This is a genomic window from [Bacillus] selenitireducens MLS10, from assembly GCF_000093085.1.
Taxonomy (GTDB): domain Bacteria; phylum Bacillota; class Bacilli; order Bacillales; family Salisediminibacteriaceae; genus Salisediminibacterium; species Salisediminibacterium selenitireducens.
In genome coordinates this window covers 3,480,067-3,494,787 of record NC_014219.1, presented here as the reverse complement: position 1 = coordinate 3,494,787, position 14,721 = coordinate 3,480,067, and the positions used below count along the sequence as shown (strand labels likewise).

Genomic DNA, 14,721 nt, shown 5'->3' with positions numbered 1-14,721 from the left:
GTTCGGATATTTATGACCTATAAAATGATTCGTCTTTTTTATTATGCCACAGAATGCACGGATAATGAAGAGAAACTGTCCACTTTTCATGAGAAGATTGCAGGATTTTGGGCGCAGTTTGTGGAACTATGCAGAAAGACGAACGATTTTTTAAGGGGGAATGAACGATGAGTAAACCGGCAGTAGGATTTATTGGCACAGGTGTGATGGGGAAGAGTATGGCAGGTCACATTCAGAATGAGGGCTATCCGCTCTACGTATACAACCGCACAAAGGCAAAGACCGATGAACTGTGCAGGCAGGGTGCCATCTGGTGCGATGGTCCTGCGGAGGTGGCGAAACACGCAGACATCATCATCACCATCGTTGGCTATCCGAAGGATGTGGAGGAGATGTACCTTCATAAGAATGGCCTGATTGAGCATGCGTCTTCGGGAGCGGTCCTGATTGATATGACAACCTCGAGACCGGATCTGGCTGAACGGATAGAGAAGCGGGCAAAAGAGAAGGGAATCCGCACACTCGATGCCCCGGTTTCCGGAGGGGACGTCGGTGCGAGGGAAGCCAAGCTTGCGATTATGTGCGGCGGCGATCAGGAGGTCTTTGATCAAGTGATGCCTGTTTTATCATGCATGGGTGCGAAGATTGAACGGCTCGGACCGGCGGGGGCCGGGCAGCACACGAAGATGGCCAATCAGATAGCCATTGCTTCGACGATGCTCGGCGTGGCGGAATCACTGGCGTACGCGAAAGCTGCCGGACTGTCGCAGGAACAGGTGCTCAATGTGATAGAGACCGGCGCTGCAGGCAGCTTCTCCATGTCGAAGCTTGGACGGAAGATGATTGCAGGCGACGATGATCCGGGCTTCTACCTGAAGCACTTTGTCAAAGACATGGGGATTGCGATTGAATCTGCTGAACAGCTCGGTTTGAATCTTCCTGGTCTGGCTCAGGCGAAGGCTCTCTATGAAAAACTTGAGCAAGACGGGTTTGGCGATCTTGGCACACAGGCAATCCGACGCATCTATGAATGACCGGCACAGCCGGTTCTGTGGAGAGAAGATGGGATTGTTGACGTCACCAATCCCTCTTTGTGGTAAAATTTAAAGAAGACGTTCTGTACGATATTCCATAAATGAGAGGTAAGCTTATGTTTAAAAGTCTCCGCTCCAAGCTGGTTGTCTTCTTTGTGCTTGTGACGCTCATTCCCATGAGTGTAGTCGGGTTTATCGGCTACACGTCACAAAAGCAGGAACTGTCCAATCAGCTTGAAGATTCCATGATCAGCCAGACGGCGAATTTGTCTGCTGAGCTGCTTAACTTAATAAATGAACGGCTGATGGATGTGGAGATGCTGACAAGGAGTCCGGTGATGAGGAGTCCCGACAGTCCTGTGCTGAGCATTCGTGAAGAGCTGTATAATTTTTTGTCTGTCAATAATATTTATTATGACGCCATTATTCTGAATCAGGAGGGCACGGTTCTCATTGATACGGAGAACGAGATGACCGGGAGGAATCTCGGTGATCGGGAGTGGTTTCATGAGGTCAGTGAATCAGGCCTGAAGCAGATGTCGGATATTTATTATTCAGACGCGATCGGAAGACCGGTGCTCGTTTTGGGAGCGCCGGTTTACACGCATGATCACGAGCTTTTGTATTATGTGTCGCCGTCGTTTGATCTCGATGTGTTCTATGAGCGTATTGATGACTATACGACTCAGCAGCGGTCGGGCGGTTCGGAAGGGTATGCCTTTTTGCTCCGGGAAGACGGAATGATTCTGTCTCATCCGGATCAGGAGCTCGTCATGAACGTCAATTATTTTGAGGAACTCGGTGTGAACAAAGACGAACTGAATGATGACATTCATCCTTCAGGGACGACGCTGCAGGTTAACGGCGAGGTCCACGCGTTCTCGCGAACAAACGAGATTCAGGGTTTTCCGCACCGCTGGTATGTGGGGATTGCCATGCATGAAGATGATCTGTACAGCTCTCTGGATCATCTTCTGATCCGTTACGTCGGTTTCTTTTTTCTGGTTTTTGTGATTTTGATCATCTCGGTCCTGAAGCTGTCTGATTATCTTGTCAAACCGATCCGTGAGCTTGTCGACAGAACGAAAGCCTACGCTGAAGGAGATGAGGTCAAACAAAAGAAAAATGAAGCATACCTGGAAGCAGATCATCTGCATCAGGCGTTTGATGATATGACCGAACGGATCCGGGAGCGCGAAGACAGTCATAAGAAATCGACACAGGTGCTCGCAGCGACGGATAATGGCGTGTTTGCTGCAGATACAACAAGCCAAACGATCACGCTTGCGAACCGGCAGTTTAAGCGTCTGTTCGGCTTTGATGGTCAGCATGTCGACGGACGATCAGTCGCGGACCTTATGGCTGAATCAGCCTTTTTCCGTCATTTCTGTGAACAGGTAAAGCTGTTCACGGGTGAAACGGAGAATCAACACCGGGATAAGCGACAGACTGAGATCAGCTGTCAAGATGAGTTCGGTAATGAGCGGATCTTTTTTCTCAGCATGACGCATCTGACCTCATTGAACCCGCCTGAACGTTCAGGCGAGGAACTGCTTGTCGTGTTGCAGGAACTGACGGAAAACCGCCGGATGGAACGGGAGCTGATTCATTCGGAAAAGCTTGGCATGATCGGCCAAATGGCGGCGGGACTCGCTCATGAAATCCGTAATCCAATGACGACCATTAAAGGGTTTATGCAGCTTCTCGAACAGCGGGATAACGGAAAGAATAAGGAGCATTACCGTGTTGTCCTGAGTGAGATCGACCGCGTCAACGATATCATGAATGAGCTGATGAATATCAGCTCCCCTGAAGAGGTGGATGAACAGGAACTCAATGAGACGTATGTGGGCGGTCAGATAGATGAGATTTTGACGCTGCATGAACCGGATATACAGGAGCGGCACATTGAAGTGGAGACCTTTTTTGCAGAGGGAGACGAACCGATTCTGACGAACGTGCACAAGCTCAAACAGGTGCTGTCCAACGTGATTCGCAATGCGATCGAGGCGATGCCTGATGGCGGACGGCTTATTCTCCGGGCCCACAGTGAATCGATGGATCCGGCGGAAGTGGTGATCACAATCAGTGACACCGGTGATGGCATGGATGAGGAAACGGCCAAAAAAGCCGGAACACCGTTTTTTACGACGAAGGAGGCTGGACACGGACTCGGGCTTGCGACGAGTTACCGGATCGTAAAAGAACTTGGTGGCAGTATCGATATCGATTCCATTAAAGGAAAAGGAACATCCTTTTTGATCCGCCTGCCTGATCTGTCCTGAACCGCTGAGGTTTTGTATGGAAGCATAAAGGGAAAACATACAGGTGATCAAAAACACGGTGCCGTTCAGGGAACGTGAAAGCAATCGGTGTGCGATGAGCGACAGCTGTTTTTCAAATGCATGAATGATAGACGAGGAGTGAGTGAGATGAAACGAGCAGTCATTGCAGGGGCATCAGGCATGGTCGGAACCCGGCTTGTCAAAGCCCTTATAGAAAAGCAGACCTATGACGAGATCCATCTGATCTCAAGAAGAAGGACGCTGTTTCACCGGAATCCGTTAATCACAGAACATATTGTGCATTTCGATGAGCTCGACCGGGCTTCCTATGTGTTTGAGGAAGGGGATCATGTCTTTGTCCTTTTGGGGACGACGATGAAACAGGCGGGCTCGAAGGCCAATTTTGTCCGGGTCGACTATACGTATCCCCTGAAGCTCGCAGAGCTTGCGAAAGCGGGGAAGGCGGCCCAATTCCTGACCGTAACAGCTATGGGAGCGAACCGGGACTCAACGTTCTTTTACAACCGTGTAAAAGGGCGGTTTGAAGATGAACTGATCAAGATGAAGCTGCCGGCCCTGCACATCTTCAGGCCGTCTCTTCTGATCGGAGAACGAAATGATGTCCGTCCGGGAGAGAAAGCGGCGGAAGTCGTCGCGAGGCCGCTCATGAAATGGATGACAGGCCGGCTTGAGAAGTACCGCCCCGTGGAAGGGGAACAGCTTGCGGATGCCATGCTTACCGTGGCAGGACTTGAGCGAACGGGCTTTTACCTTTATGAATCCGATGATATTCAGGCCATCAGTCAGTATGGCAGAAAATAATCCGGACACACGTGATCAAATTTGCAAAAAAGGATGATTGGCACATGGTACAGACATACACAACAACCTGGGATTTATCTGCAATTTTTGAAGGGGGATCGAGCGACTCGGATGCGTTCAAACAGCATCTGACGGCCCTTGAGAAGAAAATCACCGAGTTCAAAGATCAGGTGGAGACCCTTGAAGCGAAGGGTGAAAGAAGCACCTGGCAGTGGGCAAAAGCGGTGGAAGAGATGCAGGAAATCAGCCGTCATACCCGGGAGGCAGGTGCTTTTATCAGCTGCCTGAATGCGCAGGATATCAATGATCACCAGGCGAAAATCGCAGGAGGGAATGTCAGTAAACTCTCTTCGGATTTTGCAGCGGCCATGACGACTGTGGACCGACAGCTCCTCGACTTCAACGATGAAGAGTGGGCGGCGTTCGTCAATGAGCCGGCCATGCAGGCGCTGGTGTTCAACCTGAATGAGCGCAGGGAAGCCGCAAAGGACAAGCTACCTCCTGAACAGGAAAAACTGATTCAACGGCTTTCCGTTGACGGTTATCAGGCGTGGGGAGATTTCTACAGCATCCTTGTCGGCCGGATGGAGATTGAACTTGAACTCGGCGGGGAGACGAAAACGTACTCCGTCGGACAGGCTTCAAACAAACTGAGCTCTTCATCACGAGCTGAGCGGCAATACGTGTTTGAACAGCTTGAGAACGCCTGGAACGAAAAAGCGGAGCTCTTCACGAACACGCTGAATCATTTGGCCGGTTACCGCCTTGCCGTTTACGGAGCAAGAGGCTGGGACAGTGTGCTGAAAGAACCGCTCAAGATCAACCGGATGCAGGAGAAGACCCTTGATGTCATGTGGGACACGATCACAGCCAATAAGGATCCGTTCGTAACGTATATGGAGCGGAAGGCGCAGGTGCTCGGCCTCGATCGTCTCTCGATCTATGACATCAACGCCCCTCTCTCCACCGACGTCAGTGAGGTGTCGTATGACGACGCCGCGGCGATGATTATCGAACAGTTCCGCCAGTTCAGTCCGAAGATGGCCGACTTCGCCAAAAAGGCTTTTCAGGATGGCTGGATCGAGGCGGAGGACCGTCCGGGGAAACGCCCAGGCGGATTCTGCGCGAGTTTCCCGATCAAAGAGCAGTCAAGGATTTTCATGACCTATGACGGATCGGCATCGAACGTCGCGACGCTTGCTCACGAACTTGGACACGCGTACCATCAGGCCGTCATGAATGATTTGCCGCAAATGGCCCAGCGCTATGCCATGAACGTGGCGGAGACGGCTTCGACCTTTGCAGAAATGATTGTCGCGGACGCAGCGGTGGAGCAGGCGGAAACCGATGAGGAGAAGATTCAGCTCCTTGATGACAAACTGAGCCGAAGCGTAGCCTTCTTCATGAACATTCATTCCCGCTTTCTCTTTGAAACCCGTTTCTACGAAGAACGAAAACGGGGCATTGTCAGCACAAGCAGGCTGAATGAACTGATGGAAGAGGCGCAAAAGGAAGCCTATTGCGGCGCTCTTGCCGATTACTCGCCGACCTTTTGGGCATCGAAGCTTCATTTCCATATAACCGGAGTCCCGTTCTATAACTTCCCGTACACCTTCGGTTATCTCTTCAGCATGGGCATTTATGCACGGGCCCGGCAGGAAGGGGAAGGGTTTGAAGAACAGTATGTGAACCTTCTCCGGGATACCGGTCGCATGAACGTGGAAGACCTTGCGAAGAAGCATCTCGATGTGGATTTGACTGCGGCGGATTTCTGGCAGGATGCCATCGATTTTCTGAAGCAGGATGTGGAGATGTATCTGGCGCTGACGGAAAATAAAATTCAATCCGTGTAACGCGGATCAACAGAGGTGTGAGGCATTATGGATATTCCGGTATCGACTGTGATCGAAAAAATGGAACAGGCTCTCGGACGGATGAAAGACGTTCAGGATCAGCCGGCGGCTGTGGCGGAACAGGCGAGACTCATTCAGGCTTACAGTGAGCTTCTCGCGGAGTCTTCCGCTCCAAAAAGCGGGTACGTGCCGCCGGTCCATCATGCAAGTCTTGAAGATCTTGAGAAGACAAGGGTTGAAGGCCCCGCTGCTGTTCCGGGTAAACCTTTGGATGAGCCTGAACCAAAACAGGATCAGGTAAGGGCGTACGAAAAAGGCCAGCGTGTCGGTGACATGGCAGCCAAACAAAAAAAGCAGACGGAAGAACGGAAACGGGAAACCATTTACGACGAAGATGAGAAGCCGCAATCGGACAGCCTGCTTGATTTTTGATCAGATAAAGCCCGCTCCTCATGAAAAAAACCGCAACCTGCTAGCGCAGATTGCGGTTTTCCCATGCGACGATGACGCCGTAGTTCCTTGATTCCCCGTCATCGAGGTAATCGGGGATGATTTGTTTGACGTGCAGCCCCTGTTTTAACATAAAGGTCAAGACCTGATCCGTCCTTTTGCCGGCCTGAACGTCATTCACATAGTCCTCTGCGGACAGATCCGGTTCGGCTTTATGAAAGTCCGGAATCCGGCAGCCTGCTACGTAGCGCTTCAGGCCAAGGGAGATGACGAGCTCTTTTCGGGCATCGTAGAGGGCTTTGGCGACACCGAATCCCCTGTAAGCGGGGCGGACGCAGACATCAATGCCGTAAAGGGTATCTCCGTCCGAAGTATGGCTGTTTCGAATGAAACCGTCATCGGCGACTTCATCCCACGTATGCGGGGATCCGTCAAAATGAGTGATGAGGGCGGTGGCCGATCCGGCCGGATCATCCCCCACATAGGCAATCATGGCGCCTTCAGGGAACGTTGCCGTGTGGGCCTCTATATGGTTTTTTTGCCACCACAGCTCTTCAGGAAAAGGCGGGGGAAAGGATTCTTTTTGAATCAGGAGCAAATCGTCATAATCGCGGACCGTATAAGGACGAACGGTGATGGGTGAATGCATGGGGCTACCTCCTAATCAATCAGGTTTGGTACGATTGTAGAGGAACGAATAATCAAAGACAAGAAAGAAGGCGGATATTGTGAAACTTTTTTTGATACTAGGCGGGATGAGCGGTTTTCTGTTCGTGGCACTGGGTGCGTTTGGGGCCCACGCGCTGAATGATAAGCTCGAAGCAATGGGCTATAAGGGAACCTTTGAGACAGGTGTGCAGTATCATATGATTCATACGCTGGCAATCATCGCCGTGGCGATTCTGATGAACCATCTCTCTTCAACGGGGCTTTTGACGGCAGCAGGCTGGTCATTCTTTGCGGGCATTCTGCTCTTTTCCGGGAGTCTCTATGCACTCAGTCTCACAGGCATCCGGGTTCTCGGTGCGATTACACCGATCGGCGGCGTGGCGTTCATTGCAGGCTGGATTCTGATTGTGATTGCGGCCGTGGTGGAATGAGAGAAATTTTTGATTGCGTATCAATGATTGTATAAGGGGCATTTTTGATCAGGCACGAAGTGCAACGATGCATATTCATTAATCGAAGATAGCATGCTATAATTTAAGAAAAGTTGTTATATACGGAGGCATTATGAAAAATCTTACATTAAACATGGACAATGCACTATCCGTTTGTAAAGCGATAGCGAATGAACACCGGATGAATATCTTAAAAATACTGAGTCATGGCCCCCATAATGTAAATGAGCTTTCTGAAAAGCTCGGCCTGCCATTCTCGACAACAGCTGTAAATGTAAAAAAGCTGGAGGAGGTTGGTCTGATAACAACAGAGCTCGTGCCAGGCCGAGGCACACAGAAAATCAATTCCAAGAACTTTGATCGCATTGTCATTGATCTGTTTGAAGGTGACATTGAGTTCGAAAAGAATACGATCTCTATTGAAATGCCTGTTGGGGAATTTATTGATGTTCATGCCGAACCTAGTTGCGGGCTTGTTGGTGAGCATGATTATATCGGTATGCAAGATGACCCCCGGTCGTTTTATGAGACGGATCGTCATCAGGCGCAATTGTTGTTTTTCAAAAATGGCTATGTGGAATATCGCTTTCCAAACAGAGTTCCTTATGGTGCAAGACCTTCAGAAATCGAATTTTCTGCTGAACTCTGTTCCGAAGCCCCCTACTTCAAACTGGATTGGCCCTCCGATATTACATTGTGGGTTAATCAGACAGACGTTGGGACATGGACTTCTCCCGGAGATTTTGGCGGTGAGCGAGGATTTAATACACCAAAATGGTGGGGGATTCATAACACCCAATTCGGACTCCTTAAAACGTGGAAAATCAATCGGGAAGGGACTTTTCTTGATGGGGTGAATATATCTGATATCACCATTTCTGACCTTGCTATCACGGAGAATCCGTATATTTCATTGCGATTCGGGATTAAAGAAGACGCAGTAAATGTAGGTGGGATCAACCTGTTCGGCAAGGAATTCGGGAATTACCGTCAGGCGATCGTTATGAACCTGCGATATGAAAATCAAAAATAACAAATATATTTGCATTAAAAAGTCTCCGTTAATCAGGAGGCTTTTTTTGATTACATGCATTTAATTAAAAAAGTGCTGATATATCAGCATTCACTCATCATTTGTTCACTTATGAACATGAATGAAACAAAAAACTTTTTCTTTTTATATAAAAATAAGTTGTAATAAAACAATAAAACATGTTAATATAAAGACCTAATCAGTTAATCAATAAAGGAGGAAACGATGATGGGTAAATTGAAAGGGGTTTCATTTGGGTTAACTAGTACGGCGCTTCTCGCAGGTATTCTTGCAGGTTGTGGAACGGATGAAAATGCATCTGGAGATGCAACTGCCTCGGACAATAATGTAAGCGGTGCCAATGGAGAGGTCGTTGAATTAAGTTATTGGGTGCCATTCAGTGGTTCAGACGGTGAGTTTATGGAGGGAATGGTCAGGCAGTTTAATGAAGAGCATGAAGGCATTCAGGTCGAGTTCATGAATAATAACTGGGATGACTATTATCCGAAACTCAGAACGGCACTGGTTTCCAACTCTGCGCCTGATATTGCGGTATCCCATGTCTCTAATTTACCCGAATTGATTCCGACGGGTTCCATTGAGCCTTTGGATGAACTGGCAGAAGAAGCTGGGATTGACTGGGGTACTTTTGCCGATAATCAAGTCAATGCAACCGTCATTGATGACAAACATTATGCCGTTCCGTTAGATACGCATGCCGTGATCATGTACTACAATACAGATCTTCTCGATGAGGCCGGATTACTTAATGAAGACGGCAGCATTGCAATGGACGAGGGTCATGAAGGATTTACGGCTATGCTCGAAACTCTTGACCAGGAACTTCCGGATAATATATCGCCCATGATCATGGGTACAAACAACATTTTTACTTACTGGGTATGGCACGCCTTAGTCAGCCAGCAGGGACATGATTATCTCACAGGGTCAGATGTGGCAATCGATTCACCGGAAGGTATTGAAGCCATGAGACTGATGACTGATTGGATTGATCGTGATCTGATGCCGGCAGATGTTGGTGATAACAGCTATGACATTTTCAAAACCGGTCAGGCTGCAGTGACATTCAGTGGTGTCTGGGCAACGGGGAATTTTGAAACAGAGGAAGATTTGGCATTTCAGGCTGTGCCGTTTCCACAGCTGTATGATCAGCCGGCGGCGTGGGGGAACTCACATACACTGATTGTTCCAAAGCAGGACAGTCGCAATAAACAGATCGCTGCTGTTCAATTTGCAGATTGGCTCGCGGAAAATAGCGTGATGTGGGCAGAAGCCGGGCATGTTCCGCCAAAGCCGTCCGTTATTGAATCTGCTGATTATCAGGATCTTCCATACCGTTCTGACTATGCTGCGGTCATGGATGATGTCGTATACGTACCGCAGTCCGCGCAGGCAAGCTCCATTCAGGACGAGATTTTAGAGTCCCTGGTGCAAATCAATTATGGTCAAAGTTCCATTGAAGACGGTATTCGTAATGCACAAGAAAAAGTGGAAGGCATCGTCGGGGAATAAGCAGTCATACAGAGTATCCGGAGCATTTAGGCTCCGGATACTCATCTAAAGGGGTGATTGGAATGGATAAACAAACAGTTGAAAAAAGTGATGAGGTTTTCTCAGCTGAACGGTATAAGAAAAAGACGGTGATCAAAAATTATCTGACTGCTGCTGTATTTCTCGGGCCATTCATGATTTTATATTGCTGGTTTTGGATCTATCCCATCATTCAGGGGTTTATAACCAGTCTGACAAGCGGTGTCTACGGTGTGGAACAAAATTTTGTCGGGTTGGATAATTACGTCCACATGATGACGGACGGAAAGTTTTGGGTTTCTTTTGGTAACACACTCTACTTTATTCTGATCTCCACGCCAACGATTGTCGGTCTGGGGCTTGTCATGGCTCTCTTTGTCAATTCGAAACTGAAGGGAACCACCTTACTCAGAAGTGCATTTTTCATGCCTTATATGCTTTCGATATCTGTAGTGGGAAGTATCTGGGTATTTATTTTACAGTCACGGACTGGGCTTCTTGCAGAAACGTTAAGTTCCCTAGGAATCGCGATGGAAATATCATGGTTTGGAAGTTGGGGAATGGGTTGGCTGTCGATTCTGATCGCGACCTTATGGTGGACAGTCGGTTTTAATATGATTTTGCTATTGGCTGGTCTGCAAGAAATACCGGAAGACATTTACGAGGCTGCCGATATTGACGGGGCTAACAAATGGGAGAAGTTCAAATACATAACCTTTCCGTCACTCCGGGGAGTTATGGTCCTGGTCATTTTGCTGCAAACCATAGCCTCGTTTAAATTGTTTGGACAAACGTTCCTGATTACCAACGGTGGACCAGGTATATCAACGACACCACTCGTCCACTATATCTATCAGGTCGCGTTCAGACAATGGGATATGGGCTATGCTTCAGCGATATCCTTTGTTTTGTTCCTCGTGATCTCATTAGTGGCTTATCTGCAATACAGGTTTATGATGTCAAAAGACTGATGAAAGAGAGGTGAATCACCATGCTGAATAAAACGATATTATCAAGCAAATTCTGGATTTATGTGGCAGCTTACGGACTGGCCGCCATTATGATTCTCCCGCTGCTTTGGATGATCATATCCTCGTTTAAACCACCGGGATCCACGGTGACGGTAATTGGTCAACTTCTGTCAAGTCCGTTCAGCCTGGACAGCTATCGGGCCGTTTTAAGACCTGACGGAACAGCGATGATGTGGCAGTGGACGTTCAACAGTGTCCTTGTCGGTGTCGTTCAGACTGTAGTCACCGTATTCTTTGCATCCTGGGCAGCTTTTGCGGTTTCGCGCATTCCGTTTAGAGGGAAAAAATTCCTTTTCGCATTTATTCTGATCGGCTTGATGGTTCCTGTGGAATCCATAGTCGTTCCGCTTTTTAACATGATCGTTGATTTGAACTGGGTGAATACTTATCATGCCCTGATTTGGCCGGGTATGCTCTTACCCCTTGCATTTTTGATCTTGAAACAGTTCATTGATCAATTACCAGGCGAACTCTTGGAAGCAGCTAAGATTGATGGAGCAGGCTATTTTACGATGTGGGCCAAGATCATTCTCCCCTTATCGCGGAGTTCGATGGCTGCTGTCAGTATCTTTGTCTTTATCCAGTCCTGGAATAATCTGCTTTGGCCCCTTCTTGTGGCGCAGGAGACCAGAATGATGACACTTCCTGTAGGGATACCGACATTCCAAAGCAATTTTGCAACGGACCTTGCTGTACCTATGGCTTCGAATGTCTTGGCGAGTATCCCGGCGCTGATCGTATTTCTGTTATTCCAAAAACATATTATTAAAGGGATTGCCCTGTCAGGCATAAAGTAGAATTGGAGGAAAAGTCATGCGAAAACAAATCATCTTGGACGGAAGTTGGATTTTTCTTACTGATCCGGATCAGCAAGGTCTTAATCAGGAATGGTACATGAAATCTTTGAGCGATAAAGGAACAGAGGTTACCGTTCCTCACATATGGCAAAGGGATGACCGTTTCAGTACCTATACAGGTGCTGCCTGGTATCAGTGCGAATTTCACGCAGAGAAGCCAAAAGATCATGACATTACAGTCGTTACTTTTGATGCGGTGGATTACGAAGCAAAGGTTTGGTTGAATGGCGTATACCTAGGCAGCCACGAAGGCGGCTACACGCCATTTGAGTTCAATTTTGATAAAGCCCTGAATGAAGGTGTTAATCAACTTACGGTCAGGGTGTATGACCCTTCGGATAATGCGGAAATCCCCATTGGGAAACAGGGCTCATGGTATTCGCGTGTCAGTGGAATTTGGCAATCTGTTACGTTGGAACAACGTCCGGCCATCCATCTTAAAGATATTCAAATCCGGCCAGCTGAGGATTTATCGGGTGTATGGGTACAGGTAACTGCCAACGAACAGCTGCCGGACGGGCTTTCTTTACAAATATCCGTAACAGAACATAACGGACATGAGGAGATCGTCGGGAAAGAAGCGCAAGAAGAGGAGTGGATGTTCATTAAATGGGATGACATTCGTCTCTGGTCTCCGGAAGATCCGTTTTTATATGATGTGACTGTAAGGCTCGTCTCGGGTGAGCACACATACGATGAGAAGCGTAAACATTTTGGTATGCGGAATGTTTATCAAAAGGACGGGGATGTCTGGTTGAATGGCCAACCTCTCAAAATCAGAGGAGCCCTTGATCAGGCGTTTTATCCGGATACGATCTATTCTGCGCCCGGAGAAGTTTTCATCAAAGATGAAATCCAAAAGGCGAAGCAGTTGGGATTTAATCTCCTGAGAAAGCATATTAAGATCGAAACACCGGAGTATCTGTACTGGGCGGATCGGATGGGGATGCTGATATGGGAAGAGCCGCCGAACGTGGTTAAGTTTTCAGCCCAGGCAAATCGCCGTTTCAAAAAAGACCTGCTCGAAATGATTAAACGTGATGCACACCACCCGTCAATCATAATTTGGTCGATTTATAATGAAGAGTGGGGCTTGGAGTGGGATCTCAGTAATGACAGCGAGAAGCAACGGTACGTAAAAGAACTATTTGAAGAGGTGCGGGCAAGTGACGCGACGCGGCTCATCTGTGATAATTCAGGATGGCGACATGTCGTGACTGATGTCAATGATACGCATCGTTATTTCACGGTACCTGAACAGTCTGTCGAGTGGAAAGCGGATCTCAGAGAAAATATTATCGGATCGCCGGATGCAAATTTTGTACCAGGTCAAGTTTCCTCTCAAGAACCTGTCATTGTGTCTGAGTTTGGTGTGTGGGGACTGCCCGATCCTCAGGACATGATTGATTATTATGGAAAACAGCCATTATGGTACGAAAACCTGGGTGATGACACGCATAAAGAAGACTTTAAGAGACCGTTAACACTCTTTGAGCACTTTGAACGCTATCAGTTGAATGAAGTGTTTCGTGATTATGCAGAGCTTGCCGCGTGTTCGCAGCGAAGGCAGTTCAGAGCTAATCAGGGCCTCATTGAAGAAATGCGAAAAGAAAGAGGGATTAACGGATACGTCGTGACAGAGTTGACCGATATCGAGTGGGAAACAAACGGATGGATGGACTACGCACGAAACTTCAAAAAAGGATTCGAAAAGGCCAATAGATTTAACGGCCCCCTGGTTGTCATGGCAGATTTGAAAGAACGGAATGTCTGGACAGGTGATGCTTTGACTGCCGAACTGATGATTTCCAATCATGATTTTCGCCCCCTGAAAGGAACCCTTATATGCGAAATTCCTGAACTGAATCTGCAAGAAAGCCGGATGATCGATGAAGGAACAAATGTGTGGGTAAAATTGCAGGAAGATATCCGCTTCATGATTCCAGAGGATACTAAGACCATGTCCATTACCCTGAACCTTCGTCTTGAGTTGGAAGACGGTTCCGTTGTAGAGAATGAATATGAACTGACGATTACGAAGCAGGAACCTGCGAGACGTCAGGGGATCAGAGTATATACAGCTTATTTGCCGGAAACATTTGCTGAACAGCTCAGGCGTCAGGGGTTTGATATCGCCGAAGAGATGAATGAAGCTGATATTGCCATTACAGGACAATTGACGAAAGAATTCGAAGAGTCCTATATCATGGGGAAACAGATTCTTTTCCTTGCAGAAGATGGAGACACAATTGCAGAAAAAGGACCGATTACATTCAGAGAGATGGATCGGGGTGAAAGCTGGAATCGGACGTCATCGATGAACTATGTGAACACGGCCAAGTTCCCTGAGATCCCATTGCAAAAAGAAATGGGATGGGAGTTCCATGGAATCTTCCCGGAGTATGTCATCCCAATGACGAATTATGAAAAAATCGGGGGGACAGTTGGACGCATCGTTTATATGTTCGGAAACAGTGCCCTGGCTGATTCATCAGAAATACTGTCCGGTTATTTCCAAGGATGGGCTGGTCAAAATGGTGCATCCATGGTCAGACACTACTCAGCTAAAGGCTCATTGACAATCACGACATGGAAATTGATCAGGAATTATGGGAAACATCCTGTTGGAACATCGATATTGAATCAGCTGATTCATGAATTCAGCAATAAAATACACAACTGAG

At 47.8% G+C, this 14,721-nt stretch carries 12 protein-coding genes; 11 read left to right on the top strand and 1 reads right to left on the bottom strand.

Annotation, left to right across the window (positions count from 1 at the left end):
- The first annotated feature begins 167 nt into the window (after window positions 1–167).
- The 5 genes from BSEL_RS16360 (at window position 168) to BSEL_RS16340 (ending at window position 6,426) form a co-directional block, all read left to right on the top strand.
- Complete coding sequence (locus BSEL_RS16360; RefSeq protein WP_013174122.1) at window positions 168–1,034, top strand: NAD(P)-dependent oxidoreductase; 867 nt, start codon at window positions 168–170, stop codon at window positions 1,032–1,034.
- Window positions 1,035–1,150: 116 nt separating this feature from the next.
- On the top strand, window positions 1,151–3,319 hold the full coding sequence (locus BSEL_RS16355; RefSeq protein WP_013174121.1) for a sensor histidine kinase: 2,169 nt from the start codon (window positions 1,151–1,153) through the stop codon (window positions 3,317–3,319).
- A 147-nt stretch (window positions 3,320–3,466) separates the two neighbouring features.
- Window positions 3,467–4,141, top strand: a complete 675-nt coding sequence (locus BSEL_RS16350; protein ID WP_013174120.1) for an NAD-dependent epimerase/dehydratase family protein — start codon at window positions 3,467–3,469, stop codon at window positions 4,139–4,141.
- A gap of 44 nt (window positions 4,142–4,185) precedes the next feature.
- Window positions 4,186–5,994 (top strand): M3 family oligoendopeptidase, encoded by a 1,809-nt coding sequence (locus BSEL_RS16345; protein WP_013174119.1) that lies wholly within the window; start codon window positions 4,186–4,188, stop codon window positions 5,992–5,994.
- A gap of 27 nt (window positions 5,995–6,021) precedes the next feature.
- The gene (locus BSEL_RS16340; RefSeq protein ID WP_013174118.1) at window positions 6,022–6,426 is read left to right on the top strand and encodes a YwdI family protein; all 405 of its coding nucleotides are present in this window, start codon (window positions 6,022–6,024) and stop codon (window positions 6,424–6,426) included.
- A 40-nt stretch (window positions 6,427–6,466) separates the two neighbouring features.
- Here BSEL_RS16340 and BSEL_RS16335 read toward each other — a convergent pair whose 3' ends face one another.
- The gene (locus BSEL_RS16335; RefSeq protein WP_013174117.1) at window positions 6,467–7,093 is read right to left on the bottom strand and encodes a GNAT family N-acetyltransferase; all 627 of its coding nucleotides are present in this window, start codon (window positions 7,091–7,093) and stop codon (window positions 6,467–6,469) included.
- Between the two features lie 79 nt (window positions 7,094–7,172).
- Here BSEL_RS16335 and BSEL_RS16330 point away from each other — a divergent pair, with 79 nt between their 5' ends.
- The 6 genes from BSEL_RS16330 to BSEL_RS16305 all read left to right on the top strand — a co-directional run bounded on the left by BSEL_RS16330 (window position 7,173) and on the right by BSEL_RS16305 (window position 14,720).
- A complete protein-coding gene (locus BSEL_RS16330) occupies window positions 7,173–7,544 on the top strand; it encodes a DUF423 domain-containing protein (RefSeq protein ID WP_013174116.1) in 372 nt (123 codons plus the stop codon).
- 133 nt (window positions 7,545–7,677) lie between these two features.
- Window positions 7,678–8,598 (top strand): ArsR/SmtB family transcription factor, encoded by a 921-nt coding sequence (locus BSEL_RS16325; RefSeq protein WP_013174115.1) that lies wholly within the window; start codon window positions 7,678–7,680, stop codon window positions 8,596–8,598.
- A 225-nt stretch (window positions 8,599–8,823) separates the two neighbouring features.
- Window positions 8,824–10,131, top strand: a complete 1,308-nt coding sequence (locus tag BSEL_RS16320; RefSeq protein WP_013174114.1) for an ABC transporter substrate-binding protein — start codon at window positions 8,824–8,826, stop codon at window positions 10,129–10,131.
- Window positions 10,132–10,193: 62 nt separating this feature from the next.
- Entirely contained in the window at window positions 10,194–11,120 is a 927-nt protein-coding gene (locus BSEL_RS16315) for a carbohydrate ABC transporter permease (protein ID WP_013174113.1), read from the top strand.
- A 20-nt stretch (window positions 11,121–11,140) separates the two neighbouring features.
- Complete coding sequence (locus BSEL_RS16310; RefSeq protein ID WP_013174112.1) at window positions 11,141–11,977, top strand: carbohydrate ABC transporter permease; 837 nt, start codon at window positions 11,141–11,143, stop codon at window positions 11,975–11,977.
- Between the two features lie 16 nt (window positions 11,978–11,993).
- Complete coding sequence (locus tag BSEL_RS16305; RefSeq protein ID WP_013174111.1) at window positions 11,994–14,720, top strand: glycoside hydrolase family 2 protein; 2,727 nt, start codon at window positions 11,994–11,996, stop codon at window positions 14,718–14,720.
- Window position 14,721: the final 1 nt, after the last annotated feature.

Excerpts from the sequence above, each read along its gene's own strand:
- BSEL_RS16335 (WP_013174117.1), bottom strand. The coding sequence starts at position 7,093 with ATGCATTCACCCATCACCGTTCGTCCTTATACGGTCCGCGATTATGAC.
- BSEL_RS16350 (WP_013174120.1), top strand. The coding sequence starts at position 3,467 with ATGAAACGAGCAGTCATTGCAGGGGCATCAGGCATGGTCGGAACCCGG.
- BSEL_RS16310 (WP_013174112.1), top strand. The coding sequence starts at position 11,141 with ATGCTGAATAAAACGATATTATCAAGCAAATTCTGGATTTATGTGGCA.
- BSEL_RS16355 (WP_013174121.1), top strand. The coding sequence starts at position 1,151 with ATGTTTAAAAGTCTCCGCTCCAAGCTGGTTGTCTTCTTTGTGCTTGTG.
- BSEL_RS16320 (WP_013174114.1), top strand. The coding sequence starts at position 8,824 with ATGATGGGTAAATTGAAAGGGGTTTCATTTGGGTTAACTAGTACGGCG.
- BSEL_RS16360 (WP_013174122.1), top strand. The coding sequence starts at position 168 with ATGAGTAAACCGGCAGTAGGATTTATTGGCACAGGTGTGATGGGGAAG.
- BSEL_RS16305 (WP_013174111.1), top strand. The coding sequence starts at position 11,994 with ATGCGAAAACAAATCATCTTGGACGGAAGTTGGATTTTTCTTACTGAT.
- BSEL_RS16345 (WP_013174119.1), top strand. The coding sequence starts at position 4,186 with ATGGTACAGACATACACAACAACCTGGGATTTATCTGCAATTTTTGAA.
- BSEL_RS16315 (WP_013174113.1), top strand. The coding sequence starts at position 10,194 with ATGGATAAACAAACAGTTGAAAAAAGTGATGAGGTTTTCTCAGCTGAA.
- BSEL_RS16325 (WP_013174115.1), top strand. The coding sequence starts at position 7,678 with ATGAAAAATCTTACATTAAACATGGACAATGCACTATCCGTTTGTAAA.
- BSEL_RS16340 (WP_013174118.1), top strand. The coding sequence starts at position 6,022 with ATGGATATTCCGGTATCGACTGTGATCGAAAAAATGGAACAGGCTCTC.